This window comes from Marinobacter sp. EVN1, from assembly GCF_000475375.1.
Classification (GTDB): domain Bacteria; phylum Pseudomonadota; class Gammaproteobacteria; order Pseudomonadales; family Oleiphilaceae; genus Marinobacter; species Marinobacter nauticus.
Map to the genome: position 1 here is coordinate 166,470 of NZ_AXCB01000016.1, position 24,505 is coordinate 190,974.

At 57.9% G+C, this 24,505-nt stretch carries 24 protein-coding genes; 16 read left to right on the top strand and 8 right to left on the bottom strand.

All coding sequences use genetic code 11. The features are described from left to right. Window positions 1–6 precede the first annotated feature (6 nt). On the top strand, window positions 7–1,521 hold the full coding sequence (locus tag Q674_RS28590; protein WP_023008607.1) for a cytochrome D1 domain-containing protein: 1,515 nt from the start codon (window positions 7–9) through the stop codon (window positions 1,519–1,521). 113 nt (window positions 1,522–1,634) lie between these two features. Then, window positions 1,635–2,348 carry a Crp/Fnr family transcriptional regulator gene (locus Q674_RS28595; RefSeq protein ID WP_023008608.1) on the top strand — a complete coding sequence of 238 codons (714 nt, stop codon included), beginning with the start codon at window positions 1,635–1,637 and terminating at the stop codon, window positions 2,346–2,348. A gap of 54 nt (window positions 2,349–2,402) precedes the next feature. On the opposite strand, the gene wrbA is transcribed toward Q674_RS28595, so the two are convergent. After that, window positions 2,403–3,002 (bottom strand): NAD(P)H:quinone oxidoreductase, encoded by a 600-nt coding sequence (gene wrbA, locus Q674_RS28600; protein WP_014422496.1) that lies wholly within the window; start codon window positions 3,000–3,002, stop codon window positions 2,403–2,405. A gap of 208 nt (window positions 3,003–3,210) precedes the next feature. Between wrbA and trhA the strand changes: the two genes are divergently transcribed. Continuing rightward, window positions 3,211–3,870 (top strand): PAQR family membrane homeostasis protein TrhA, encoded by a 660-nt coding sequence (gene trhA, locus Q674_RS28605; protein ID WP_023008609.1) that lies wholly within the window; start codon window positions 3,211–3,213, stop codon window positions 3,868–3,870. On the opposite strand, the gene Q674_RS28610 is transcribed toward trhA, so the two are convergent. Continuing rightward, the gene (locus Q674_RS28610; RefSeq protein WP_023008610.1) at window positions 3,867–4,430 is read right to left on the bottom strand and encodes a YIP1 family protein; all 564 of its coding nucleotides are present in this window, start codon (window positions 4,428–4,430) and stop codon (window positions 3,867–3,869) included. The genes trhA and Q674_RS28610 overlap by 4 nt on opposite strands. A 114-nt stretch (window positions 4,431–4,544) precedes the next feature. Between Q674_RS28610 and Q674_RS28615 the strand changes: the two genes are divergently transcribed. Beyond that, window positions 4,545–5,696: an NnrS family protein gene (locus Q674_RS28615; RefSeq protein ID WP_023008611.1), complete on the top strand. Its 1,152-nt coding sequence runs from the start codon at window positions 4,545–4,547 to the stop codon at window positions 5,694–5,696. A gap of 256 nt (window positions 5,697–5,952) precedes the next feature. Further along, complete coding sequence (locus tag Q674_RS28620) at window positions 5,953–7,545, top strand: antiporter (RefSeq protein WP_023008612.1); 1,593 nt, start codon at window positions 5,953–5,955, stop codon at window positions 7,543–7,545. Between the two features lie 82 nt (window positions 7,546–7,627). On the opposite strand, the gene Q674_RS28625 is transcribed toward Q674_RS28620, so the two are convergent. The 3 genes from Q674_RS28625 to Q674_RS28635 all read right to left on the bottom strand — a co-directional run bounded on the left by Q674_RS28625 (window position 7,628) and on the right by Q674_RS28635 (window position 10,070). Further along, on the bottom strand, window positions 7,628–7,954 hold the full coding sequence (locus Q674_RS28625) for an ankyrin repeat domain-containing protein (protein WP_023008613.1): 327 nt from the start codon (window positions 7,952–7,954) through the stop codon (window positions 7,628–7,630). Window positions 7,955–8,056: 102 nt separating this feature from the next. Next, window positions 8,057–9,562 carry an MFS transporter gene (locus tag Q674_RS28630; RefSeq protein ID WP_023008614.1) on the bottom strand — a complete coding sequence of 502 codons (1,506 nt, stop codon included), beginning with the start codon at window positions 9,560–9,562 and terminating at the stop codon, window positions 8,057–8,059. A gap of 46 nt (window positions 9,563–9,608) precedes the next feature. Further along, window positions 9,609–10,070 carry a universal stress protein gene (locus tag Q674_RS28635; protein ID WP_023008615.1) on the bottom strand — a complete coding sequence of 154 codons (462 nt, stop codon included), beginning with the start codon at window positions 10,068–10,070 and terminating at the stop codon, window positions 9,609–9,611. A 272-nt stretch (window positions 10,071–10,342) separates the two neighbouring features. Between Q674_RS28635 and Q674_RS28640 the strand changes: the two genes are divergently transcribed. From Q674_RS28640 to Q674_RS28650, 3 genes are all read left to right on the top strand, one after another. Beyond that, window positions 10,343–11,701: an MFS transporter gene (locus Q674_RS28640; protein WP_023008616.1), complete on the top strand. Its 1,359-nt coding sequence runs from the start codon at window positions 10,343–10,345 to the stop codon at window positions 11,699–11,701. 85 nt (window positions 11,702–11,786) lie between these two features. After that, the gene (locus tag Q674_RS28645) at window positions 11,787–12,248 is read left to right on the top strand and encodes an EVE domain-containing protein (protein WP_023008617.1); all 462 of its coding nucleotides are present in this window, start codon (window positions 11,787–11,789) and stop codon (window positions 12,246–12,248) included. Window positions 12,249–12,325: 77 nt separating this feature from the next. Further along, window positions 12,326–13,147, top strand: coding sequence for an ion transporter (locus Q674_RS28650; RefSeq protein ID WP_014422504.1), 822 nt, complete (start codon window positions 12,326–12,328; stop codon window positions 13,145–13,147). Window position 13,148: 1 nt separating this feature from the next. Here the strand turns inward: Q674_RS28650 and Q674_RS28655 are convergent, their stop codons facing one another. Then, window positions 13,149–13,520: a SirB2 family protein gene (locus Q674_RS28655; RefSeq protein WP_023008618.1), complete on the bottom strand. Its 372-nt coding sequence runs from the start codon at window positions 13,518–13,520 to the stop codon at window positions 13,149–13,151. A 123-nt stretch (window positions 13,521–13,643) separates the two neighbouring features. On the opposite strand from Q674_RS28655, the gene Q674_RS28660 reads away from it, so the two are divergent. Next, window positions 13,644–14,828 carry an NnrS family protein gene (locus Q674_RS28660; protein WP_031210031.1) on the top strand — a complete coding sequence of 395 codons (1,185 nt, stop codon included), beginning with the start codon at window positions 13,644–13,646 and terminating at the stop codon, window positions 14,826–14,828. A 71-nt stretch (window positions 14,829–14,899) separates the two neighbouring features. Here the strand turns inward: Q674_RS28660 and Q674_RS28665 are convergent, their stop codons facing one another. Further along, complete coding sequence (locus Q674_RS28665) at window positions 14,900–15,415, bottom strand: SRPBCC family protein (protein WP_023008620.1); 516 nt, start codon at window positions 15,413–15,415, stop codon at window positions 14,900–14,902. A gap of 201 nt (window positions 15,416–15,616) precedes the next feature. Between Q674_RS28665 and fabA the strand changes: the two genes are divergently transcribed. Together fabA and fabB are read left to right on the top strand one after the other, a co-directional pair. Beyond that, window positions 15,617–16,126: a bifunctional 3-hydroxydecanoyl-ACP dehydratase/trans-2-decenoyl-ACP isomerase gene (gene fabA / locus Q674_RS28670; protein ID WP_011786589.1), complete on the top strand. Its 510-nt coding sequence runs from the start codon at window positions 15,617–15,619 to the stop codon at window positions 16,124–16,126. A gap of 11 nt (window positions 16,127–16,137) precedes the next feature. Continuing rightward, complete coding sequence (gene fabB, locus Q674_RS28675; protein WP_014422508.1) at window positions 16,138–17,349, top strand: beta-ketoacyl-ACP synthase I; 1,212 nt, start codon at window positions 16,138–16,140, stop codon at window positions 17,347–17,349. Here the strand turns inward: fabB and Q674_RS28680 are convergent, their stop codons facing one another. Next, window positions 17,350–17,706 (bottom strand): helix-turn-helix domain-containing protein, encoded by a 357-nt coding sequence (locus Q674_RS28680; RefSeq protein ID WP_023008621.1) that lies wholly within the window; start codon window positions 17,704–17,706, stop codon window positions 17,350–17,352. Window positions 17,707–17,894: 188 nt separating this feature from the next. On the opposite strand from Q674_RS28680, the gene yegQ reads away from it, so the two are divergent. From yegQ to Q674_RS28705, 5 genes are all read left to right on the top strand, one after another. Beyond that, window positions 17,895–19,217, top strand: a complete 1,323-nt coding sequence (yegQ, locus tag Q674_RS28685) for a tRNA 5-hydroxyuridine modification protein YegQ (protein WP_023008622.1) — start codon at window positions 17,895–17,897, stop codon at window positions 19,215–19,217. A 299-nt stretch (window positions 19,218–19,516) separates the two neighbouring features. Then, window positions 19,517–20,965 (top strand): Fe-S cluster assembly protein SufB, encoded by a 1,449-nt coding sequence (gene sufB / locus Q674_RS28690; protein ID WP_023008623.1) that lies wholly within the window; start codon window positions 19,517–19,519, stop codon window positions 20,963–20,965. A 209-nt stretch (window positions 20,966–21,174) separates the two neighbouring features. Then, on the top strand, window positions 21,175–21,936 hold the full coding sequence (gene sufC, locus Q674_RS28695) for a Fe-S cluster assembly ATPase SufC (RefSeq protein WP_011786594.1): 762 nt from the start codon (window positions 21,175–21,177) through the stop codon (window positions 21,934–21,936). A 15-nt stretch (window positions 21,937–21,951) separates the two neighbouring features. Further along, window positions 21,952–23,238 (top strand): Fe-S cluster assembly protein SufD, encoded by a 1,287-nt coding sequence (sufD, locus tag Q674_RS28700; RefSeq protein WP_011786595.1) that lies wholly within the window; start codon window positions 21,952–21,954, stop codon window positions 23,236–23,238. A gap of 5 nt (window positions 23,239–23,243) precedes the next feature. Beyond that, window positions 23,244–24,497: an aminotransferase class V-fold PLP-dependent enzyme gene (locus Q674_RS28705; RefSeq protein WP_011786596.1), complete on the top strand. Its 1,254-nt coding sequence runs from the start codon at window positions 23,244–23,246 to the stop codon at window positions 24,495–24,497. Window positions 24,498–24,505 lie beyond the last annotated feature (8 nt).

A 24,505-nucleotide genomic window follows, 5' to 3' on the forward strand; every position in this document is an offset into this window, starting at 1 on the left:
TAGCTGGTGAACCTGAACCAAGCCCGAGCAAACCTGAACACCATCCTGCTGATCGCTGGCGCCCTGATCACAGGCCCGGCCCTGGCCGAACAGGCCAGCAGCCAGAACACAGAGACCCTCTACCTGCAGCAATGCGCGGCCTGCCACGGCCCGGACAGACTCGGTGGTATGGGCCCTGCGCTGCTGCCGGAGAACCTGGGCCGGCTGAAAAAAGCCGAGGCCGAGCAGGTCATCCGGGAGGGACGACCGGCCACTCAGATGGCAGGCTATAAAACCATCCTCAACGACCAGCAGATCGCGGCCCTGACCGACTTCATCTATCAGCCCCCGAGCCATGAGCTGAAATGGGGTGAGGCGGAAATCCGCAGCAGCCGGGAAGTCAGCCACCCCCAGGGCTCACTGCCGGATGAGCCGGTGTTTGAGGCGGACCTGATGAACCTGTTCCTGGTCGTGGAAATCGGCGACCACCATGTCACCCTGCTCGATGGCGACAAAATGGAGCCCATCCACCGCTTCCCCAGCCGCTTCGCCCTGCACGGCGGCCCCAAATACAGCCCTGACGGCCGTTATGTGTACTTTGGCTCCCGGGATGGCTGGATTACCAAATACGATATCTACAACCTGAAAGTGGTGGCCGAAGTTCGCGCCGGCATCAACATGCGCAACATCGCAGTTTCCGCTGACGGCAACTATGTGCTGGCAGCAAACTACCTGCCCCACTCCATGGTGCTGTTCGACGCCGCCAATCTGGAGATGCTGGATTTTATCCCCGTTGAAAACGATACCGGAGAGAGCTCCCGGGTAAGCGCCGTCTACGCCGCACCACCCAGAAGCAGCTTTATTGCTGCCCTGAAAGACATTCCCGAAGCCTGGGAAATCACCGTCGAAAACCGCGAGGCAAAGGTGCGCCGAATGGCCACCGACACCCTGCTGGACGACTTCTTCTTCGACCCGGGCTACCAGCACCTGATCGGCGCCGCCCGCGACGGCACGCACGGCGTGGTAATCGACCTGGATACCGGTAAAACCACCGCCGAACTACCGCTGCCTGGCATGCCTCACCTCGGATCTGGCATTACCTGGGAGTATGAGGGCCGCCGGGTCATGGCCACTCCCCACTTCCGGGCCGGCGCCATCTCCATTATCGACATGGACACCTGGGAAGTGATCAAGACTCTGAAAACCGAAGGTCCCGGTTTTTTCATGCGCAGTCACGAAAATTCCCGTTACGCCTGGGCAGATGTGTTCTTCGGCCCCAACGCTGACAAGGTGCACATTATCGACAAGCAGACCCTGGAGATCGTCAAAACTCTTCAGCCGGAGCCGGGAAAAGTGGCCGCGCACGTGGAATTCGACCGCCATGGCGAGAAGCTGCTGCTGAGCATCTGGGATAATGATGGCGCCATCATTGTCTATGACGCAGACACCCTGGAAGAGGAAAAACGCATTCCGATGAACAAGCCGTCCGGCAAGTACAACGTCTGGAACAAAATTCATTACGAGGAAGGCACCAGTCACTAGTATCCAGTCTGGCCTTATCGACTGAGTAACACAGGCTTAATGGTTTAAGTCATTTAGAATGTAGCTTTCATGGTAGGATAATTGACCTAAGCTAATGCAGCCGGGGTCAAGATATGAACAGCAGTTTCAGGCCGCCCGTGGCCTCCGCACCATGCCTGCTGGGTAGCGACAGTGATGATCTGATTCATTACAATGTCGCACCTGCCGAAGTGGCACTACTGAATGGCCTGAGCCACGCCTTTGGTATCTGCCTGAACGAAAATCGGGATAACCCGGAGGCCCGGTTTCTCAATCATCTTGCCAGCCTGTTTAAGCAACAACGGGTAGACCCGGAAACCCCGCTGGAAAAGCACGACCGCCCCTGGGCCAATGTCTATCTGGTTCAGTACGGTATCCTCCGGTTATTCCGGGAATCTCCGGCCGGCAAGGTCGCCGTCCATCATTTCTTTTCAGAGGGTGACCTGATCTGGCCGGTCTTTGGTCGCAGCCGCACGGTTCGCAATACCTTATGCCTGACCAGTGTTCTGCCTGCCACCCTGTGGGTAGCTGATTTTTCGGCGTTCCGTTCGGCCATCCAAAGCTACGGCGATGGCCAATGGCACAAGTTTGCCCTGGTACTGACAGAGGAAATCGCAGAACTGACGAGCATGCGGGAATACCGAAAACACACCATGTCGGCCCGGGAACGCTACCAGCTGCTGCTGGAGGAATATCCGGAGCTGGTCAAGCGGGTGCCGGACAACCAGCTCGCTTCCTGGCTGGGTGTGGTGCCCGCCACCTTCTCCCGCCTCAAGACCGCCTTTGCCAACCAGAGCAAGAACCCATAAAAAAGCGGCGGAACTTCGTCCGCCGCCAATACCTGAGTTAAGGTCCTGCTTCGATTAACCGTGCAGCTTGATCGCCAGTTCCGCCACGTGCTTGCCCTGGAAACGGGCAATGGCCAGTTCTTTCTCACTGGGCTGCCGACTGCCATCACCGCCGGCAATGGTCGAGGCGCCATAGGGCGTGCCGCCGTTCACTTCTGAAATATCGAAGAATTCCGGTATGCCGTAACCCAGCGGCACCAGCACCATGCCGTGATGAGCAAGAGTGGTCCAGAAGGAGGTAATAGTCTGTTCCTGACCACCGCCGGTGCCGGTGGAGGTGAAGACGCTGCCGACCTTGCCATGGAGCTTGCCCTCAGCCCAGAGGCCACCGGTCTGGTCCAGGAACGTACGCATCTGGCCGGCCATGTTGCCGAAGCGTGTCGGGGTACCGAAGATAATGGCGTCGTAGTCTGCCAGTTCTTTCGGGTCCGCCACCGGGGCGCCCTGATCGGCCTTGCCACCGGCATTCAAAAAGGCTTCATCGGCCATGGTCTCCGGAACACGCTTGACAACAACATCGGCCCCATTCACACCGCGAGCGCCTTCGGCCACGGTATTGGCCATGGTCTCGATGTGACCGTACATGGAGTAATAAAGAACAAGAATTTTCGCCATCGCAACAATCTCCTGTGTGTGCGTTCAATGATTCAAAGCCTAACTGCACTGTCGGCAAGACAAAAACGGAAGTTTTCCGGCAGGTCTTTCAGTTTTTCTGAACGAAGTCACAGAATGTTCATGGGCCACGATTTGCGTACACTTGTACGCTGAAATACCCTATACTTTCGTTGAATCGCAATTTCCCCATAAGGCAATTATCCAAACCATGACGCACAGCCAGCCAGATTCCGTTCATCACAGGATAGAAGAGTGGATTAACAGCGCCACCCACGGTATTGGAGCCCTGCTGAGTGTGGTAGGGACGGTCGCCCTGATCGCAGGCGCCAGCCAACTGGGGGATGTCTGGAAGATTGTCAGTTTCAGCGTATTCGGTGCCTCACTGATTCTGTTGTACATGGCGTCCGCGCTCTACCACGGCGCCCGCCATCCGCGCCTGAAAACGGCCTTCAAGACCCTGGATCACTGCGCCATTTTCCTGCTGATTGCCGGTACCTACACACCCTTTCTGCTGGTCAACATGCGCGGCACCACCGGCTGGACCCTGTTTGCCGTCATCTGGTCCCTGGCGCTGACCGGCGTGGTACTGAAGGTGATCTTCAAAAACCGCTTCAAGCTCGCACGGGTAGGTATCTACATTGCCATGGGCTGGCTGATCACCTTCGCGTCATCCGACCTGGTGGCCAACCTCAGTGAAACGGCCCTGCAACTGACCATCGCCGGCGGCATTGTCTATACCGCCGGCGTTGCGTTTTACCTGGCCGACCGCATTCCTTACATGCACGCGATCTGGCACCTGTTCGTGATTGGCGGCAGCGCCTGTCACTTCAGCGCCATTTATTTTGGCGTATTGCCACACAGCGTCTAGAACGCCCAGACCATCGCCATCAGGACACCCCAGGCCGTCAGCGAGGCGGCCATCACTGTGTAAGTGGCCGACATGGCCACCACATCGTTATCTGTGCGCTGGCACAAGGAACGAACTCCCTGATAGATAAGCGCACAGGACAGAAACATACCGGCAAACACAGCGATTACACTCACCGCCAGCACCGGAACCAGCAGCGCCAGGGATGACAGCCACAGCGGCAGTGGTGCAATGGCGGCCAGCAGGTAAGCATCCGGGTACTCAATCTGTAGCTGATGACCATCAAGTACCGCCTTGATCAGCCACCCCATTACGAAGAAGGTCAACAGCTCTGCCAGAAACAGAATGGTGGTTATAAAACGCCATTCCTTATCCGCAAACCCGTTAATGAAACTGTCACCGTAGTGAGTTCCCGCGTAATACAACAACACCGGTGGCAGAAAAGACATGGGCACCACAATCACCCAGGCCAGAAACGGGATGGAGAGGTTCATTCCCTTGAGTTCGCGCCAGACACCATTCGCGGAGAACGGCAGGGGCAGGAGTTGTGTCATTGTCATGGTATCCACCTGTATCATGCTTTCTTAATCTCACTTTTAGTGGAGCACCACAACGGCTTCAAGGTCGCCAGATGACCTTGAGCAAGTCTCCCCCCACCTGCCGGAGAGCGGACGATGACCACCAGGCCCCTGAAGCCCATCCATACGTTCTGGTTGTTCTTTCCGGCGGCATCGCTCTGGGCCGCCGCGGTGGTTCCGCTGTCGATATATGCGGTGCTATCCGGCTCCGGCTGGCCACCCGGGCTGATTGGCGCCGGCCATGGCCATGAGCTGATTTTTGGTTTCGCCCTGGCACTGATCGCCGGTTACACACTTGGGCCTCAACCCTGGCGCGTACTGGTTCCGCTCTTTGGGCTCTGGTTAGCGGGCCGGCTAGCCTGGCTGCTGGCACCAGACACTCTGGTCGCCCAGCTGCTCAGCCCGGCTTTTGCATTGCTACTGGCATGGCACGTGGTGCCACGGTTTCAGGCTGCCAAGAAATGGCGCAACAAAATTGCCGGACCGCTGATTCTCGTGCTCTGCCTGATGGCTTTGGTCTACTTTCTGACACAAGCCGGCCTGCCTTTGCCAGACACCCGCCGCCTGCTGCAAACCACCATCCTGGGCCTGCTATTACTGATGACTTTTATGGGCGGAAGGATTATTGCGCCGGCCGTGGCCGGCACGCTGGAAAAGCGGGGCATTCCCCTGGAAGCGAGGGTACAACCGCACATAGAAGGAGCACTGCTGGTCGTCCTGCCGATCGCCATGACGTTAATGCTGTTCAGTGCCACCGAACAGCTGGCCGGACTTCTTCTTGTCTCAGCCAGTGCGCTGGTGGTTATCCGGATCGCCCGATGGAAGCTCTGGCACTGTAGCAACCGGCCCGACCTGCTGGTGCTGGCCCTTGGCTATCTGTGGCTGGCCATCGGTGCGGCGTTCGCAGGCGCACGCCTGCTGACCGGGCATCCGGTTCTGCCCGCATTACACCTGATTGTTGTTGGAGCGCTGGGGACGCTGTCGGGGAGCGTGATGCTTCGCCTGGCCTGGCAGCGGGCACACCGGACATTTCCGCCAGCATGGCAGGTTATCGCCATCGCGATACTGGTCGCAGCCGCCGCCATCAGCCGCTACCTGGCGGGGGACACGCCTTACTCACAACCCGTTCTGCTGTGGTTCTCCGCCGGCTGCTGGACCCTGACCTTTGCAGGCGTCGCCGGCCAGGTACTGGCCCTCTATCCCGGTGCTCAAAAGCCCCATACCGCCCGCAATAACCCCCGGAAATGATTGGCTACCTCCACTGCGCCAACTCGAAAGGCAACTACTACCTACGGCATACCACCAACATAACTTTATGTTTTAAAAGGTTTTTAAAAGCGACCAAGCCTTTCAGAAAAAGAGCCGAATTGCGAGACCATCTTACCGAGAACCTTCCTTGATATTTATCAGGATTGAAATACCCGCCTCGTTTGCAAAATGACTCCAACGCCGTGACAGCCACTGATTCCGGTGGCTCCGGGTCAAAGAAACGAGGAGCTTAACCATGGCAAAAACCAACGCCGACATTGAACACTGGGATGTCGAAAGTGAGGAGTTCTGGGAGCGGGAGGGCAAGAAAGTCGCCTCCCGCAACCTGTGGATTTCCATCCCCAGCCTGCTGATGGGATTCGCCATCTGGCTGATGTGGGGAATGATCACCACCCAGATGAAAAACCTGGGTTTTTCTTTCACCGTTGAACAGCTGTTCACGCTGACTGCCATTGCCGGTTTGTCTGGTGCCACCCTGCGAATTCCGGCCTCATTCATGATCAAGATTGCCGGCGGTCGCAATACCGTTTTTCTGACCACGGCCTTGCTGATGATCCCGGCCTTAGGCACCGGTGTCGCCCTGATGAACCCGGATACACCGTTCATCGTGTTCCAGGCGCTGGCACTGCTGTCCGGTATTGGCGGCGGTAACTTTGCCTGCTCCATGAGCAACATCAGTGCATTCTATCCGAAGAGCAAACAGGGTTACGGTCTGGGCATGAACGCCGGCCTGGGTAACTTCGGCGTGACCACCATGCAAATTCTGATTCCACTGGTAATGACCGTCGGCGTGTTCGGCGCTCTTGCCGGTGACCCCATGCAACTGCAAAGCCCCAGCGGCACCCTGATCGGCCGTATTGAGGCCGGCACCGACACCTGGATCCAGAACGCCGGCTTCATCTGGCTGGTCTTTCTGATTCCGCTGGCCTTCGCGGGCTGGTTCGGCATGAACAACCTCAAGGTGGTGACTCCAAATCCCGGCAGCCCGATATCTGCCTTCGGTAAGATTCTTGGTCTCTATGGCGTTGGCCTGCTGACCTCTATCGCCGGCGTCTGGGCCCTGTCAGTCATGAATATGTGGCTGGCCCTGCCCATCACCATTGTGCTGACCGTGGTGCTGCTCAGACTGATCCCCGGTGACATCAAGCCCAACATCAAGAACCAGTTTGCCATTTTCAGCAACAAGCACACCTGGTCCATGACCGTGCTTTACATTCTGACTTTCGGTTCTTTCATCGGCTTTTCTGCCGCCCTGCCGCTGTCCATCAGCGTCATCTTCGGCAACATGATGGAAGTAGGCGCCGACGGTACCATGACTCGTGTAGTCAATCCGGAGGCGCCCAGCGCTCTGACCTGGGCCTGGATGGGGCCGTTCGTTGGCGCCCTGATTCGTCCGGTCGGCGGCTGGATTTCCGACAAGATGGGCGGTTCCATCGTTACCCAGATCATCTCGGTGGTGATGGTTGTCGCTTCGGTCGCCACCGGCTACGTAATGATGCTGGCCTACAACTCAACTGATCCGAACAGCTATTTTGCCCTGTTCCTGATCCTGTTCATTGTGATGTTCGCCGCCAGCGGTATTGGCAATGGCTCCACCTTCCGCAGCATTGGTTTTATCTTCAACCAGCAGCAGAAGGGCCCGGTACTGGGCTGGACCTCAGCAATCGCCGCTTACGGCGCCTTCATCGCCCCTCGCGTGATGGGCCAGGAGATCCAGGCCGGCACTCCAGAAGTGGCCATGTACGGGTTCGCAGTGTTCTATGCGGTGTGTCTGGTGGTTAACTGGTGGTTCTACCTGCGCAAGAACGCCTACATCAAGAATCCGTAACAGCAAGAATCCAAGCGTTAGACCTCTGCTCGCCGGCCCCACAAGGGCCGGCTTTTTTATGGCGGTAGGGAACTGCCAACGATCAGCGCTTCTGCACAACTGCGGGCTCACAGCCCAGGGCATTGATTACCTGCTGCATGGGCTCCCCCTCCCCGGCACTTGCGGCCAGCGCCAGATCTCTGGCGCTCTTTCCCGATTTATTAACCAGCTCCGGGTCTGCCCCGGCAGAGAGCAGCAATCGAACCAGTTCCGGATTGCGGTTGCGCACCGCCATCATCAGCGCGGTCTGTCCGTTCTCGTATTCCTGGATGTCGGGATCGGCGCCTCTAGCCAGTAGCAGTCGCACAGCCTCCGGGCGGTTGGCACTTACCGCCCCCAGCAGCCCGGACCAGCGTTCCCAGAACCCCATGACCTCTCTCCTGTTGCGACCACTTTCCTCCGAGCATACAAAAAACCCGCCGGGATTGCTCCGCGGCGGGTTGTCACAGCTCCCGGTGTGGCGGGAACGTTTTTACCGTGCAGTCTGGCCCGCCAACCGTTGGCGCTCCTCTTCTTCGATCTGCAGATCGACAGAAGACACGTGGTATTCCTCAGAGAAGCCGCTCTCGGGTTCCTTCAGCCACATAATGCACAGTATCCAGCTAACAAAGGCTCCAGCGGCAATGATGAAGAAGAACTGGGTCGGGGTAACGAAGGTGAAGATGGTCAGGTAGACCACCGCACCGACGTTGCCATAAGCCCCTGCCATACCGGATATCTGACCGGTTAACCGGCGCTTGATAGATGGGATGATGCCAAAGGTGGCGCCTTCTGCCCCCTGTACGAAGAAGGATGTGAACACAGTGATTGCCACAGCCACGATCAGCGGCCAGTTGGAATCCAGCAGGCCCATCAGTCCGAAGCCTACCGCAATACCGAACATGTAGCTGAGCATCACGAAGCGGCGGTTCCCCATGCGGTCAGATACCAGGCCGCCCATCGGACGCGCCATCAAGTTCACGAAGGCGAAAGAAGCCGCAATCAGCCCCGCTGCCGTTGCGCTCAGACTCCAGGTCTCTTCGAAAAACATCGGCAGCATGGAGACCACGGCGAGTTCCGCGCCGAAGTTGGCGAAATAGGTGCTGTTCAGGGCAGCCACACTGTTGAACGGGTATTTGTCGTCCTCAGGCACGCCTTTCTTCAGGATGGGTACGTTTACCCGCAGTATCTGAACAATCTGATAGCAGACAATGGCGAAGATTACCGCGTAGCAGATAGCGGCCCCGGTGGCAGACAGGTACCCCATGTTCTGGATACGCCACACCAGAATAGCCAATACCCCGACCAAAGGAATGGTCCACAGGATCAGCTTGGCCATATCACCCCAGGTGCTGACTTCCAGTGCCACGGCCTTACGGGGTTTACGATGCACGGTACCAGCAGGGCCGTCGGTAATCGCGAACCAGTAGTAGACGCCGTATGCCGCCATCACGATGGCGCTCTGGGCGATGGCCCAACGCCAGCCGTCTTCACCGCCGTACATGGTAATGGCAATGGTTGGCAGTGACATGGCCGCCGCAGCAGAACCAAAGTTGCCCCAGCCCGCATAAAAGCCCTCTGCAAAGCCTATGTCCTTCGGCTTGAACCACATGGCCGTCATATGGATACCAACCACAAAGCTGGCACCGATGGAGCTCAGCACCAGGCGACTGACCAGCAACTGAGACATGGTGTTACCGAAAGCAAACACCAGTGCCGGTATGGCCATCACCACCATCAGCACCGAAAATACCCGCCGCGGTCCGAAGCGGTCCAGCGCCATACCCACGATGATGCGGGCAGGAATCGTCAGCGCCACGTTACAGATGGCAAACAGGCGCAGGTCGTCCTTGGTCAACCAGTCCACGCTTTTGAGCATGCTGGACGCCAGTGGCGCCATGTTGAACCAGACATAGAATGTAATAAAGAAGGCAATCCAGGTCAGGTGTAGTGCCCTGATTTCAGGATTGCGGACGCGGAATACGTCAGCGACTTTCATTTCAGCCTCCCGGGGCTAAGACAATGGAAACAGGTAATCCCGGCCATCAACGACTGGGCAGAATCAGAAGTGGGCATTGGATCCGGCGCGCCAGGAAGGAGCTGACGCTGCCGAAGGTCATGTAATCCAGTTCGTCCACGAAATAGGTCAGTGATCGGGCAATGAAGCCGCCATCGGGCTCATGACTGTGGCGTGCGATGACCAGCATGTCTGGCCGTACCTTTTTCTCGGCCGCAAACAACAGGCTCTTGCGGGCGTCGCCTTCAAGCATCAGGCTTTCAGCACTCACCTGCTCGCTTTCGCACACTTCCAGCGCATCTTTCAGATGCTGTTTCAGCTCGCTCACTTCTTCCTGAAACAGGTCTTCATTACCAGAGGTGATGTCGCGGGGGTTTTCTGCCACCGCAACCAGCGTGATTTTTGGCTCCAGCCGCCGAAACATGGTGATGGTCTGGGCCAGCGCCAGTTTCGCGTTTCGGGAACCGTCGTAGGCAATCATGATGTTCATGGGGTTCTCCCGGTATCACACCCCCCAAGACGGAGGCATTCGAGTTGATATCAGTCAGCATTACCCCATAGCACCCAGCTGCCATAATTGATCTTGATCAAGCCTGAACTCGCGTACCCCACCAGAGAAAGCCCCGGAATATCACCTTTCCCGGGATAGTGACCATTGACCTACCCCCTTTGCACCCAGCAGGAGGTACCTCTAATGCGTCGGCCCAGAAATCCGGCTTTTTGGTATGGTTTCAGAGGAGAGTTATCTGGCCAGGAGAGACCATGACGAGCACGCCCGCAAAAGCTCAGCAATATCGGGCGCTGGGCCTTTCGACCTTCGCCTTCACCCTGTGTTTTGCCGTCTGGACCATCTTTTCCATCATCGGCATTCGCATCAGTGAAGAGTTGGCGCTGTCCGATACCCAACTGGGCTTGCTGATGGCCACGCCGATTCTTACCGGCTCCATCAGCCGTTTATTCCTGGGCATCTGGACCGACCGTTATGGCGGGCGCTGGGTGTTCGGCATCCTGATGCTGACCACGTCGGCCTGCGTGTATCTGCTGACCTTTGCTACAACCTACGCCATGATGCTGGTCGGGGCCCTCGGGGTGGGCCTGGCCGGCGGCGCTTTCATTGTCGGGGTGGCCTATACTGCGGCCTGGTTTGAACCGGCTAAACAGGGCACCGCACTGGGGATTTTCGGCGCCGGCAACGTCGGTTCTGCTGTGACCAACTTCGGCGCCCCGTTTTTGCTGGTAGCCTTCGGCTGGGAGAAAACCGCGCAGATATACGCCACGGTGCTGGCCATCATGGGCATTGCCTTCCTGTTACTGGCAAAAACCGACCCGCTGGCCGAACAACGCCGCAGCGCCGAACAGAAATCGTTTGCCGAACAGATGGCACCGCTCCGGGAACTTCGGGTGTGGCGCTTTGCCCTGTACTATTTTTTTGTGTTCGGCGCCTTTGTTGCCCTGGCCCTCTGGCTACCCCATTACCTGATCGGCGTTTATGGCCTGGACATCAAAACCGCCGGCATGATCGCCGCGCTCTATACCATCCCGGCATCCCTGTTCCGCGTCCTCGGGGGCTGGCTGTCGGACCGCTACGGCGCCAGACGCGTGATGTACTGGACGTTTATTGCCTCAGCAGTCTGTACCTTCCTGCTGAGCTATCCACCAACCCGCTATGTGGTACATGGCATCGAAGGGGATATCCATTTCACGCTGGCCATGAGCCTGCCCATGTTCATGGTGCTCACCTTTATCCTCGGTTTTTTCATGTCGCTCGGTAAGGCGGCCGTCTACAAACACATTCCGGTGTATTACCCGATGCATGTGGGGGCCGTCGGCGGCGTGGTAGGAATGATCGGGGGCATAGGTGGTTTCATTCTGCCGCTTACCTTCGGCGTGCTGAACGACATAACCGGCATCTGGCAAAGCTGCTTCATGCTGATGTTCGCCATTGTGGCGGCAGCCCTGGCCTGGATGCACTACGCCATCCGCAAGGCGGAACGGGTGGAATGGGCGGCCCAGACCGAGCAGACCGATCTGCCGGAACTGGCCTCCCCGCAGTTGTTCTATCCCATGAACCGTCATCCGGTAGCAGATGCCGCCATGCGGAACTCCGACCAACACGGGTAAATGCCCCGGCCACCGTTTCGTGCTTTATGCCCCGCCTGCGGGGCTTTTTTGTATACTGGCCCGACAATGATCGAGTGGAGTCGCGATGGTGGCAAAATGGCTGGTTAAAACCGAACCCTCTGAATGCGGCATTGATGATTTTGCCCGTCAGCCTGAGGGTGTTATTCCCTGGGATGGTGTGCGCAATTACCAGGCCCGCAACTTCCTGGCAAAGATGCAGGTGGGAGATCTGGTCTTTATCTATCACTCCAGCTGCAAGCGCATAGGCATTGCCGGTATTGTTCGCGTGGTGAAGTGCGCCTACCCGGACCCGAGCCAGTTCAACCCGGAGTCTCCCTACTACGACCCGAAAAGCACTGCGGAGAAGCCTCGTTGGCAAGCGGTCGACCTGCAGTTTGAACGGAAACTGCCGGCATTGATCTCCCTGGACACACTCAAAGCCATGCCGGAGCTCAGTGAACTGGCTCTGGTACGCAGAGGCAGCCGACTCTCGGTCATGCCGGTCAGCGATGCCGAGTGGCAGCAAATCCTCCACCTGGTCGATTAAACTCAGATCACAGGCCTACCACCGCCGGCTCCGGAGCTTTAGAATTGCCGCGTTTCAATTCTCCCGGAGCCGACGAGATGTCCATGGACATGAATCCCGCCAGCAGTTTTGCCCAGCTCAAGCGCATTGAATCGAGCAAGGTGTTTCAGACTGTTGTTATCGCCATCATTATTCTGTCTGCCCTGACCATCGGCGCCAAAACCTATGATCTGCCACCTCTGGTGGAACAGAGCCTGTCGGTGATGGACAACGCCATTACCCTGTTCTTTCTGGTGGAAATCCTGTTCCGGTTCGCCGCCTGCCCCCTCAAACGGCGCTTTCTCATGGATGGCTGGAACCTGTTCGACACCATCGTGGTGATCGGCAGCCTGATCCCTCTGGACAATTCCGAGGCGGTGCTGCTGGGCCGTTTACTGCGGGTATTCCGGGTGCTTCGACTGGTATCAGTGGTGCCCGAGCTGCGCTTTCTGATCAACTCGTTACTGAAAGCCATTCCACGCATGGGCTACATTGCCCTGCTGATGTTCATCATCTTCTACATCTACGCTGCCATGGGTTCCATGTTCTTTGCCAGCGTCGACGAAACGCTTTGGGGTGATGTCGCCATCGCCATGCTCACGCTGTTCCGGGTTGCCACCTTTGAGGACTGGACCGACGTGATGTATGCCACCATGGAAGACTATCCCATGAGCTGGTTGTACTACCTGACCTTTATCTTCCTGACGGCCTTTGTGTTCCTGAACATGATGATCGGGGCGATATTGGAGGTAATGAGCGAGGAGCAGAACGCCAAACAGGCCCAGAAGGCCCACGATGAGCGGGATGAGATTGCCCGTCAGCTCCGGGCTGTACAGGAACAGCTGCAGGAACTGACGAAGCAGGTCAGCGAGAAACGCTGATTCAGAATGGCTTGGCCATGGCCAGATGGAAAATAGCCGTCACCTGCACCAGGGCAAGTACCGCCGCCACAATGCGTGCGTGCTTGCCCACAGTGGTTTTCAGCGCAAACACCCCGGCAATGATGTAACCGAACAACAACACGATCTTGGTGATCAGCCAACCGGGCATGGCAGAGGCATAACCGGCCACAAACACCAGCGCAATGGCCGCGACCAGAAGGATGGTGTCATTGATGTGGGGAATGAACCGTAGCGGCGTCTGGCGCCAGCCTGGTCGCCCGACCGCATCAAGCAGTAGCCGCAGGGCAAACAGCGTGATGGTCAGGTAGGCGGTGGTCATGTGCAGGTGCTTCAGGATCATGTACGACGTCATGGAAGTTCCTTTGTTAACAAACGGGTTGCGGCCATTGTACGCAAACTACCCCCAAGCAGGTATGGTTAATACAGGCGCGAAGGTTTAACATATACTCAGAATACATGTATGTGGGAGACATCTATGCAGGCCATACCGACTTCCCCTGAACGGGCGTCTGCCAGCCTCAGCCAACTCTTTTCCTATCCTTTCCGGATTTTTTTCCTGTCCATGACGGTACTGGCCATTGTTGCCATCCCGGTATGGGTCTTGGAAGTCACCGGCGTGGTTCAACTGCCACTGGCCCTGCCCGCCCTGTTCTGGCACCAGCATGAAATGCTGTTCGGCTTTTTGTCTGCCGCCATCGCAGGCTTTCTGCTCACCGCCGTGTGCGTCTGGACTCAGACCAACCGAACCCACGGTGCACTGCTTGCAGGTCTCTGGGGCGTCTGGCTGGCCGGTCGCCTGTTGCTGGCCTTTGGCGGCAACCTGCCGGACTGGCTGGTACAGGGCGTAAATCTGGCGTTCCTGCCCCTGGTGATGATCGATGCCGGCTGGCGAGTGTGGAAGGCCCGTCAGAAGCGGCAGCTGATGATTCTGCTTGTCCTCGGACTGCTCTGGCTGATGCAGATCGGCTTTGTTACCCGCCTGGATATGGCGTTCAGCTACGGAGCACTGATCATGGCCATGGCGCTGATCAGCATCATCGGAGGCCGGATTACCCCTGCGTTCTCAGCCGGATGGCTTCGCCAACGAGGCGGCAATGCCGAGGCAGTCAAGATGATTCCGGCACTGGATATGGCGGCACTGTTCTCCATGATCCTGCTGATGGCATCCCTGGTGACGGGCTGGCAAACCGTCACCGCCGTCATTGCTGTGGTTGCTGCATCGTTGATGCTGGTGCGCCTGTATAACTGGAAAGGCTGGCTGGTGCGCAAAGATCCCTTGCTCTGGATTCTGCACCTGTCCATTCTCTGGGTGCCGGTTGCACTGATCCTGCTGGCAGGCTCTTTGGTGGCCGGATGGCCAACCAATGCCTGGAGCCATGCCGCCGGTACCGGCGCCATCGGCTGCCTGATTCTGGGCGTGATTGCTCGCGTGTCACTGGGCCACACCGGCCGCCCTCTGGTGCTGCCAAAGGGCATGGTTCTCGCGTTTGTAGCCATACAACTGGCTGCGGTTGTTCGAGTGTTGACTGCCTTGAACCTGATACCCTGGCACCCCGGCATTGGCACCAGCACCCTGCTGTGGATACTGGCCTATGGCCTGTTTCTCGTACGTTACACTGGCATTCTGGCCAGCCCCCGGCCCGACGGGCGCGAAGGCTGATCCGGTTGCAGATACAAAAGGCCGGCTCGGGGCGTAACCGAGCCGGCCTTTCTGTTTTCAGCGACAGGATTTTAAGCCGCCAGCTTCTCTTTTAGCAGCTTTTCAAAATGGGAGCGCGCCGCACGGAACCGGGCAGCCGGAAAGTGAATGCTGATACCTTCCAGTGCCGCCATCAGCATTTCCAGATGGGCATCCCAGCCGGCGCAGGCAATGGGCACCACCTCATCGTCCGGTAACGACAGCGTCAGGCAAAGCCGGGTACAGACTCCTTCCCGCAGCAATTCCCAGGTCAGCGGCCGCTCGGGGGCATCGCCGGAACTCCAGGAGTAGGACAACAGCCGGTGAGGCCGGCAGGCGGTAATGGTACAGTCGATTGGCATGCCACTGTTGCCAAAATCCAGCTGAACCCGGCCACCTTCACGAGCCTCCAGAGACCCGGCAGCCAACCAGTTGGCCAAATGCACCGAATCGGTCAGCATATTCCAGACAGCCTCCGGAGGATGTTCCAGCAACCGTTCCAGGTGTACCAATACCCGACCCGCCTCGAACCGGATTTGTCCATCGATGAATTCCTCATCCGCAGACATAGGCCCTCCCAAATATGGCGAACTTCACAGATTCGACGAAAGTATCAAACCGGACAAAAATTAGCCTTGATGACCATCAACCGGCTCTGGCTGCGGGTCCGGGGAACTTCTGGGCGGCAATCATCCACTAAAGGTCAATAGCCGTTCCCAGAACAGGCGCTAAAGTAGAAGAAATCATTTTGCAACAGAGACACAGGCAACATGTATCCTGATCACTTTGACAAAGAAGACCTGATCCGCTGCGGCCACGGCCAGCTGTTCCCGGGCGCCATGCGCCTGCCCATCGACGAAATGCTGATGGTCGACCGTATTACCCACATCGGAGCCGATGACGGCGAATATGGCAAAGGCAGCCTGGTGGCGGAACTGGATATCAACCCGGATCTCTGGTTTTTCAAAGTGCATTTTGAGGGCGACCCGGTAATGCCCGGCTGCCTCGGCCTGGATGCCATGTGGCAGCTGGTTGGCTTCTTCCTGGCCTGGAGTGGCGGTGAAGGCAAGGGGCGTGCCCTGGGGGCCGGAGAGGTGAAGTTTTTCGGACAGGTTTTGCCGGAAAACAAAAAGGTCACCTACTATCTGGATATCAAGCGGTTGATTCGCCGCAAACTGACCATGGCCATCGCAGATGCCCGTATGGAAGTGGACGGGCGGGAAATCTACACCGCCAAAGACCTTCGGGTCGGCCTGTTCACATCGACTGATGACTTTTAGGAGTTAGCACAATGCGTCGCGTTGTAGTTACCGGCATGGGGATCGTCTCCAGCCTTGGAACCAACCAGAAAGAAGTGGCCCAGTCACTTCGCGAATCCCGTTCTGGCATTGCCTTCAGCGAAGAAGCCCGGGACAACGGCCTGCGCAGCCACGTCGCCGGCAAGATCGACCTGAACCTGTCAGAACTGATCGACCGCAAGATCTGGCGCTTTATGAGCCCGGCCGCCGGCTACTGCTACCTGGCCGCCAAAGAGGCCATTGAGCAGGCTGGCCTGACCGACGAACAGCTGCGTGCAAACACCACCGGCGCCGTATTTGGTACTGGTGGTGCTTCCACCGTCGAACTGCTGGATGCCATCGACACTCACCGCGACAAAGGCCTTCGCCGGGTGGGCCCGTACCGGGTACCCCGCACCATGGGTAGCGCCATCAACGCATCCATCACCACCGCCTTTGGCATTACCGGCATCAACTACGGCATCACTTCTGCCTGCGCCACCAGCGCCCACTGCATCGGGCACGCCGCCGATCAGATCGCCCTCGGCCGCCAGGACGTAATGCTGGCCGGCGGCGGGGAAGACATCCACTGGACCCTGAGCCTGATGTTCGACGCCATGGGCGCATTGTCCACCAAGTACAACGACACGCCGGAACAGGCCTCGCGCACCTATGACGCCGACCGTGACGGTTTCGTGATTTCCGGTGGCGGCGGTACGCTGATACTGGAATCCCTGGAACACGCAGAAGCCCGCGGTGCCACCATTCTGGCGGAACTGGTCGGCTTTGGCGCCACCTCCGACGGCGCTGACATGGTTGCACCCAGCGGTGAAGGCGCCATTCGATGCATGAAGCAGGCCATGGCCAACATCGACGGCGAGATCAACTACATCAACACCCACGGCACCAGCACGCCGGCAGGTGATGTAACCGAACTGAAAGCGCTCAAGGAAACCTTTGGCGACAAGATCCCGCCACTGAGCTCCACCAAACCTCTGTGTGGCCACGCACTGGGTGCCGCAGGCGTACATGAGGCCATTTACAGCCTGATCATGCAGCGGGAGAGCTTTATTGCCCCGTCCGCCAACATCCAGACCCTGGACGAAGGCGCCGAAGGCTACCCGATCGTGCGTGAACGCATGGACAACCAGAATCTGAACCTGGTAATGAGCAACAGCTTCGGCTTTGGCGGCACCAACGCCACCCTGATCTTCAAGAAAGTCTGATCAGGACAAGCGAAGCGAGCGGTATTCAGCCGGCGGCGTTCCCATCCAGCGCTTGAACGCCCGGCTGAAGGCGCTCAATTCCGAAAATCCGAGCTGCTCGGCAATTTCCACCAGCGGCTTGGATTTATCTTTCATATAGGTGATCGCCTGCTCCCGGCGAACCTGCTCCAGCAGAGCCGCAAACGTCAGCCCCTCCTGGCGCAACTTCTTGTGCAACGTATACCGGCTCATATTCAACTGCCCGGCCACCGTCTCAACACCTACTTTCCCTCGCTCCAACTGAATCCGGATCAGCTTGCTGACCCTCATACTCAGCGAACGCTTTGAATTTTCAGGCCTTAATGGCTCTGATGCCATGCTGGTTCCTCCTGCCTATCGTCCTGGCCCAAACTGCCAACTCCATCAGCGTACACATGTTAGCCGAAATCAATCAATACGACCTTTGAGCAAGATCAATGGCGCAGTGGATTATTTGCGGCACAATGCCCGCTTTCAGAATGCCCTACCTGCATCCATCCGCTTTTCAGTTGATACCCGGAGACACCATGACCACCCCGGAACTGCTTGCTCCCGCCGGCACCCCCGAACACCTTGAAACTGCCTTCGCCTATGGCGCAGACGCCGTCTACGCCGGCCAGCCGAGATATTCGCTGAGAGTAAGGAACAACAGTTTCAAAGACGTTGCAGCCCTGGGCGCCGGCATTGAACGAGCACACGAACTGGGAAAACAGTTCTATCTGGTCTCCAACATTGCACCCCATAACAATAAAGTGCGCAGCTACCTGAGAGACCTGGAGCCGGTCATTGAACAGAAACCCGACGCCCTGATCATGTCTGACCCCGGCCTCATCATGCTGGTAAGGGAGAAATGGCCGGATCAGCCCATCCACCTGTCGGTTCAGGCCAACGCTGTCAACTGGGCCACCGTGGAATTCTGGCGCCGCCAGGGCATCAGCCGAGTGATCCTGTCCCGGGAACTGGGCCTGGAGGAAATCCGCGAAATCCGCGAAAAAGTCCCCGCGATGGAACTGGAAGTGTTTGTACACGGCGCCCTGTGCATGGCCTACTCCGGCCGCTGCTTGCTGTCTGGCTACATGAACCATCGAGACGCCAACCAGGGCGCCTGCACCAACGCCTGCCGCTGGAACTATAAAGAAGTCCAGCACAGCCATGACCAGACTGGCGATCTGATCGCCACCTCTGCAGATGCGGTGGAAACCTGCGAGCCCAAAGAAATCCTGCTGGAAGAACCCAATCGCCCCGGCGGCTTCATCCCGGCCTACGAAGACGAACACGGCACCTACATCATGAACTCCAAAGACCTGCGCGCCGTCCAGCACGTGGCGGAACTGGTCAAGATGGGCGTCCACTCCCTGAAAATCGAAGGTCGCACCAAAAGCACCTACTACGTAGCCCGCACCACCCAGGTATACCGGAAAGCCATCGACGACGCTCTCGCCGGCAAACCCTTCGACATGCACATGATGGACGAACTCGAAGCCCTATCGAACCGCGGCTACACCGAAGGCTTCCTACGCCGGCACGTGCCCCAGGAATACCAGACCTACGAACAGGGCTCCTCGTATCTCGGCACCCAGCAGGTGGTAGGCACCATTGCCGACGCGGATGAGCGGTGGCTCACCATCGACGTAAAAAATAAATTCGCCCCCGGCGACCAGCTGGAGCTCATCACCCCGGCCGGCAACCTGCGATTCTCTGCCAACACCATGGAAAACCGCCACGGCGAGGCCATGGAGTGCGCACCAGGCAGCGGCCACATCGTCAAAATTCCTAAACCCGCGAACGTGCCGGAAAAACTGGACTTCACCTATCTGACCAAGATTTTTCCCGAAAACGCCGGCCGTTAAACTCGAGGGGGCAATCTGTACGCCCCCTTAGTGCCCCAAAGGCCGATTAAGGTATAATCCCTACACAACCGATTTAATACCTGACTATTTTACTCTGGTATTGTATAATCGCTCGCCAGAAGCAACGGGAAACCGGCCAGCAGCCCTTCCCGTCATCCAAAAACCGATTGCAGGGCGTACTCACGGAGAGAGCGACCACTGCGACATCAGCAAACCGAATACACCCATCCGCCAGCCCAAGGGCTGCCGATGACACAAAGGGCGCAAGCCCTGGATGAGAGAATTACGGAGCGACGATCATGGCGACCACCGACAACGAGGTGAAAGAGCTGATCAAACGGGAATACGAACACGGTTTTGTGACAGAAATCGAAGCCGACACGTTCGAACCCGGCCTGAACGAAGACGTCATTGCCCGCCTTTCCGCCATCAAGAAAGAGCCGGAATGGATGCTGGAGTGGCGCCTCAAAGCCTATCGTCGCTGGCTGGAAATGGAAGAGCCAGACTGGGCTCATGTCGGCTACCCGAAAGTCGACTACAACTCGATTTCCTACTATTCCGCGCCCAAGCGCAAAGAGGATATGCCACAAAGCCTGGATGAAGTGGATCCGGAGCTGCTGAAAACCTACGAAAAATTAGGCATTCCCCTGCACGAGCGCGAAAAACTGGCCGGCGTTGCCGTGGATGCAGTCTTTGATTCCGTCTCCGTGGCGACCACCTTCAAAGAGCCTCTGGCCAAAGCCGGCGTGATCTTCTGTTCGATTTCCGAAGCCGTTCGTGATTACCCCGAACTGGTCCAGAAATACCTGGGCACCGTGGTTCCCCACGGCGACAACTTCTTTGCGGGCCTGAATTCGGCGGTGTTTTCTGACGGCACCTTTGTGTACGTGCCCAAGGGTGTGCGTTGCCCTATGGAGCTGTCCACCTACTTCCGCATCAACGCCGCCAACACCGGCCAGTTCGAACGCACCCTGATTATCGCCGACGAAGGCAGCTACGTGAGCTACCTGGAAGGCTGTACCGCACCGATGCGCGACGAGAACCAGCTGCACGCGGCCGTGGTTGAGCTTGTGGCTCTGGACGATGCCCAGATCAAATACTCCACCGTACAGAACTGGTACCCGGGCGATGAAAACGGCAAGGGTGGTATCTATAACTTCGTGACCAAGCGTGGCGCCTGCATCGGCAAGAACTCCAAGATTTCCTGGACCCAGGTTGAAACCGGCTCCGCCGTCACCTGGAAGTACCCGAGTTGTGTGCTGCGCGGTGAGAACAGTGTTGGCGAATTCTACTCTGTTGCGCTGACCCACAACTTCCAGCAGGCGGACACTGGCACCAAGATGATCCATCTGGGCAAGAATACCCGGAGCACCATCATCTCCAAGGGCATTTCCGCCGGCAAGAGCTCCAACGCCTACCGTGGCCTGGTGAAATTCGGCCCGGGCGCAGAGGGCGCGCGTAACTTTACCCAGTGTGATTCGCTGCTGATCGGCGACCGCTGCGGCGCGCACACCTTCCCGTATATCGAGAGCAAGAACAAGTCGGCGATCGTGGAACACGAGGCGACCACTTCCAAGGTCAGCGACGAGCAAATGTTCCTGTGCCGCCAGCGCGGTATCGACCCGGAGCAGGCAGTGTCCATGATTGTGAACGGCTTCTGTAAGGAGGTGTTCAAGGAGCTGCCGATGGAGTTTGCGGTTGAAGCTGGCAAGCTGCTGGAAGTCAGCCTTGAAGGGTCCGTTGGTTAAACGCTATGCCCCGCTGGCCTCGGAGGAGGCCAGCGAGCGGGGGAGCTTTCCGGGATACGCTGTAAATACATCCCTGTACGCTCGACAAAATCATCCCTGATTTTGACGATCCCGGAAAGCTCCCCCGCTCACTGTCCCGAACGTTATTGGGGGCATCGAAGGGTACGAATTTATAGATCGAAATTCAGGATATAGAGAGACATCTGCAAATGCTGAGTATCAAAAACCTGCACGCTTCCGTTGAGGGCAAAGAAATCCTCAAGGGCATTAACCTGGAGATCAAGGCCGGGGAAGTTCACGCCATCATGGGCCCGAACGGTTCCGGTAAGAGTACCCTGTCACAGGTTCTGGCAGGCAACGACGCATTTGAAGTCACCGAGGGCGAAGTCACCCTGAACGGAGACAACCTCCTGGATCTGGAAACCGAAGAACGCGCCCGCGAAGGCATCTTCCTGGCCTTCCAGTACCCGGTGGAAATCCCGGGCGTGAGCAACCTGCAGTTCCTGCGCACCGCCGTCAACGCCATGCGCAAGCACAAGGGCCAGGATGAGATGAACGCTGCTGAGTTCATGAAGCTGGCCAAGGAAGTCTCCAAACAGGTAGACCTGGACCCGGCCTTCCTGAAACGCGGCGTGAACGAAGGCTTCTCCGGTGGCGAGAAGAAACGTAACGAGATCATGCAGGCCCTGCTGCTGCAGCCGAAACTGGCCATTCTGGATGAAACCGATTCCGGCCTGGACATCGACGCCCTGAAAGTGGTTTCCGATGGCGTGAATGCTCTGCGCTCGGAAGACCGCGCCATTCTGATGGTCACTCACTACCAGCGCCTGCTGAACCACATTGTTCCGGATTATGTGCACGTACTGGCTGGTGGCAAGATCATCAAGTCGGGCGGTCGTGAACTGGCCCTGGAACTGGAAGAAAAAGGTTACGGCTGGCTGGGCATTAAAGACGACGACACCAGCAACTGATCAGGAGGCCGTGGAATGAAATCTGTACCCATGCTTTCCAGTGCCTTCCTGCACCCGGCCGGGGAATCCCTGCCGGAGCCGTTGCTGGCGCTGCGCAAGGAGCGGGCCAGCGCGCTGGTGGATATGCCGCTGCCTACTCGCAAGACCGAGAACTGGAAGTACTCCAGCAAGTACCTGAAGCTGGCCGACGATATGGCCATTTCCCTACCGGCCGAAGGCAAGACCGGCAACAGTCTTGCTGTGCCCGGCTACAAAGTGGTTTTCATCAACGGCGTGATGATTCCTGAAGCCAGCGAGTATCCGGATCTCGACGGTATCGAGATCCTGAGCTTCAACGATCTGGCTAACGACGAAGCTGAAGCCCTGTCTGCAAAGCTCGGCAGCACCCTGAATCACGATCAGGCTCAGTTTGCCCGCCTGAACGGGGCGCGCTTCGAAGATGGCCTGTTCATTCGCCTGAAACCCGGCGCGGTGCTGGATCAGCCGCTATTCATCATCCATGAAACCAGCGCTGACGCCAGCGGCTCCGCCTATCCACGTATCTACGTGGAAGCCGGCGCCAACAGCCAGCTGACCCTGGTAGAGGAGTACACCTCCAGTGGTGAAGCATCCGCCTTGGTCAGCACAGTAACCGAATTCAATCTGGCCGATGGCGCCAACGTCACCAGCATCCGCCTGAACATGGAAGGCGAGAATGTTCAGCACATTGGCGCTACCGGGGTACTGCAACAACGCAGCTCGCGCTTCGAGAGCCATTGCGTTGGTTTTGGCGGCCCCCTGCGCCGGCACGATCTGCAGGTGCGGCTTGAAGGCGAAGGTGCGGAAACCAAGCTCAATGGCGTGGTGGTTACCCAGGGCAAACAGCACTACGACAACCACACGTCTATTGACCATGTCGCGGCCCACTGCAACAGCGAAGAGACCTATCGCAATATTGCAGCCGACCAGTCCCATGCCGTGTTCAACGGCCGGATTCATATCCACCAGGACGCCCAGAAATCCAATGCGGATATGAACAACAAGAACCTGCTGCTGTCCAACGGAGCAGAGATTGACACCAAACCGGAACTGGAAATCTACGCCGACGATGTGAAGTGTGCGCACGGCGCCACCATCGGTCAGCTGGACGAGACTTCCGTGTTCTACCTGGTATCGCGCGGGATCGGCCGCCGGCAGGCCAATGTTCTGCTCACCATGGCGTTCATTAACGAACTGGTGCAACAGATTCCAGTGGAAGCCGTGCGTGAAACCGCCCAGGCGCGGTTAAGTGATTTCTTTGAGCAAACCTTTCAGGAGGCCTGAGGGGCATGACTGATCTGTCCATGGCAAACAACACCCAGTCAATGGTGTTTGATGTGCAAGCCATTCGCCGTGACTTCCCGATTCTCAATCAGGAGATCAACGGGAAGCCGCTGGTGTATCTGGACAACGGCGCGTCGGCGCAAAAGCCACAGTCTGTACTGGATGCCATGGATCGCTATTACCGCGAGATGCACTCCAATGTGCACCGTGGCGCCCATACCCTGGGTGATCGTGCGACGGCTGCGTTTGAAGGCGCCCGGGAAACCGTGCGCCAATTTCTGAACGCTTCCAGCACCCGAGAAATCATCTGGACCCGAGGCACCACGGAAGCCATCAACCTGGTGGCCAATGGCCTGGCCCCGCGCCTGAAAGCCGGCGATGAGATTCTGGTCAGCCACATGGAACACCACGCCAACATTGTGCCCTGGCAGATGGTGGCCGAGCGCACCGGCGCCAGGGTTGTGCCCATCCAGGTGACACCGCAAGGCGAGCTGGACCTGGATTCGTTCAACAGCCTGCTGAACGAGCGCACCCGGGTGCTGGCGATCACCCACGTATCCAACGCGCTGGGCACCGTCAACCCAATAGCGCCCCTGATCGAACAGGCGAAAAAACAGGGGGTACTGACCCTGGTGGATGGCGCCCAGGCGGTGCCCCACTTCCAGCCGGACGTTCAGGCTCTGGGCTGTGATTTCTATGCATTCTCTTCCCACAAGCTGTTCGGGCCCACGGGCATTGGCGTACTTTATGGCCGAGCCGAACTGCTGGAAGAAATGCCGCCTTATCAGGGCGGTGGCGAAATGATTGAGCGGGTATCGTTCGAGCGAACCACCTGGAATGTGTTGCCCTACAAATTCGAGGCCGGAACCCCGGCTATTGCCGAAGCAGTGGGCCTGGGCGCCGCCATCGATTATCTGAACTCGCTGAACCGAAAGGCCATGGAAGCAGCAGAGGATGCCTTGCTGCGCCGGGCCAATGAATTGGTCGAAACCGTGCCAGGCATGGAGATCATCGGTACCGCCGCCAAGAAGGTACCGGTGATGTCGTTCAAGATTGCCGGCCTGCACCCAAGCGACATCGGCACCCTGCTGGACCAGCAAGGCATCGCCATCCGCACCGGCCACCATTGCGCCATGCCATTGATGGATTTCTACGGAGTACCCGGTACAGCCCGGGCTTCGTTTGCGTTCTACAATACGCTGGAAGAGGTCGAGAAACTGTTTACCGGCCTGCAAAAGATCCAGCGCCTGTTTGCCTGAGGAGGTGG

Excerpts from the sequence above, each read along its gene's own strand:
- Q674_RS28630 (WP_023008614.1), bottom strand. The coding sequence starts at position 9,562 with ATGAAAGTCGCTGACGTATTCCGCGTCCGCAATCCTGAAATCAGGGCA.
- Q674_RS28660 (WP_031210031.1), top strand. The coding sequence starts at position 13,644 with ATGCAGGCCATACCGACTTCCCCTGAACGGGCGTCTGCCAGCCTCAGC.
- Q674_RS28620 (WP_023008612.1), top strand. The coding sequence starts at position 5,953 with ATGGCAAAAACCAACGCCGACATTGAACACTGGGATGTCGAAAGTGAG.
- Q674_RS28655 (WP_023008618.1), bottom strand. The coding sequence starts at position 13,520 with ATGACGTCGTACATGATCCTGAAGCACCTGCACATGACCACCGCCTAC.
- Q674_RS28705 (WP_011786596.1), top strand. The coding sequence starts at position 23,244 with ATGACTGATCTGTCCATGGCAAACAACACCCAGTCAATGGTGTTTGAT.
- sufB (WP_023008623.1), top strand. The coding sequence starts at position 19,517 with ATGGCGACCACCGACAACGAGGTGAAAGAGCTGATCAAACGGGAATAC.
- Q674_RS28640 (WP_023008616.1), top strand. The coding sequence starts at position 10,343 with ATGACGAGCACGCCCGCAAAAGCTCAGCAATATCGGGCGCTGGGCCTT.
- fabB (WP_014422508.1), top strand. The coding sequence starts at position 16,138 with ATGCGTCGCGTTGTAGTTACCGGCATGGGGATCGTCTCCAGCCTTGGA.
- wrbA (WP_014422496.1), bottom strand. The coding sequence starts at position 3,002 with ATGGCGAAAATTCTTGTTCTTTATTACTCCATGTACGGTCACATCGAG.
- yegQ (WP_023008622.1), top strand. The coding sequence starts at position 17,895 with ATGACCACCCCGGAACTGCTTGCTCCCGCCGGCACCCCCGAACACCTT.
- trhA (WP_023008609.1), top strand. The coding sequence starts at position 3,211 with ATGACGCACAGCCAGCCAGATTCCGTTCATCACAGGATAGAAGAGTGG.
- fabA (WP_011786589.1), top strand. The coding sequence starts at position 15,617 with ATGTATCCTGATCACTTTGACAAAGAAGACCTGATCCGCTGCGGCCAC.
- Q674_RS28650 (WP_014422504.1), top strand. The coding sequence starts at position 12,326 with ATGTCCATGGACATGAATCCCGCCAGCAGTTTTGCCCAGCTCAAGCGC.
- Q674_RS28615 (WP_023008611.1), top strand. The coding sequence starts at position 4,545 with ATGACCACCAGGCCCCTGAAGCCCATCCATACGTTCTGGTTGTTCTTT.
- sufD (WP_011786595.1), top strand. The coding sequence starts at position 21,952 with ATGAAATCTGTACCCATGCTTTCCAGTGCCTTCCTGCACCCGGCCGGG.
- Q674_RS28625 (WP_023008613.1), bottom strand. The coding sequence starts at position 7,954 with ATGGGGTTCTGGGAACGCTGGTCCGGGCTGCTGGGGGCGGTAAGTGCC.
- Q674_RS28645 (WP_023008617.1), top strand. The coding sequence starts at position 11,787 with ATGGTGGCAAAATGGCTGGTTAAAACCGAACCCTCTGAATGCGGCATT.
- Q674_RS28680 (WP_023008621.1), bottom strand. The coding sequence starts at position 17,706 with ATGGCATCAGAGCCATTAAGGCCTGAAAATTCAAAGCGTTCGCTGAGT.
- Q674_RS28665 (WP_023008620.1), bottom strand. The coding sequence starts at position 15,415 with ATGTCTGCGGATGAGGAATTCATCGATGGACAAATCCGGTTCGAGGCG.
- Q674_RS28635 (WP_023008615.1), bottom strand. The coding sequence starts at position 10,070 with ATGAACATCATGATTGCCTACGACGGTTCCCGAAACGCGAAACTGGCG.
- Q674_RS28610 (WP_023008610.1), bottom strand. The coding sequence starts at position 4,430 with ATGACAATGACACAACTCCTGCCCCTGCCGTTCTCCGCGAATGGTGTC.
- Q674_RS28595 (WP_023008608.1), top strand. The coding sequence starts at position 1,635 with ATGAACAGCAGTTTCAGGCCGCCCGTGGCCTCCGCACCATGCCTGCTG.
- sufC (WP_011786594.1), top strand. The coding sequence starts at position 21,175 with ATGCTGAGTATCAAAAACCTGCACGCTTCCGTTGAGGGCAAAGAAATC.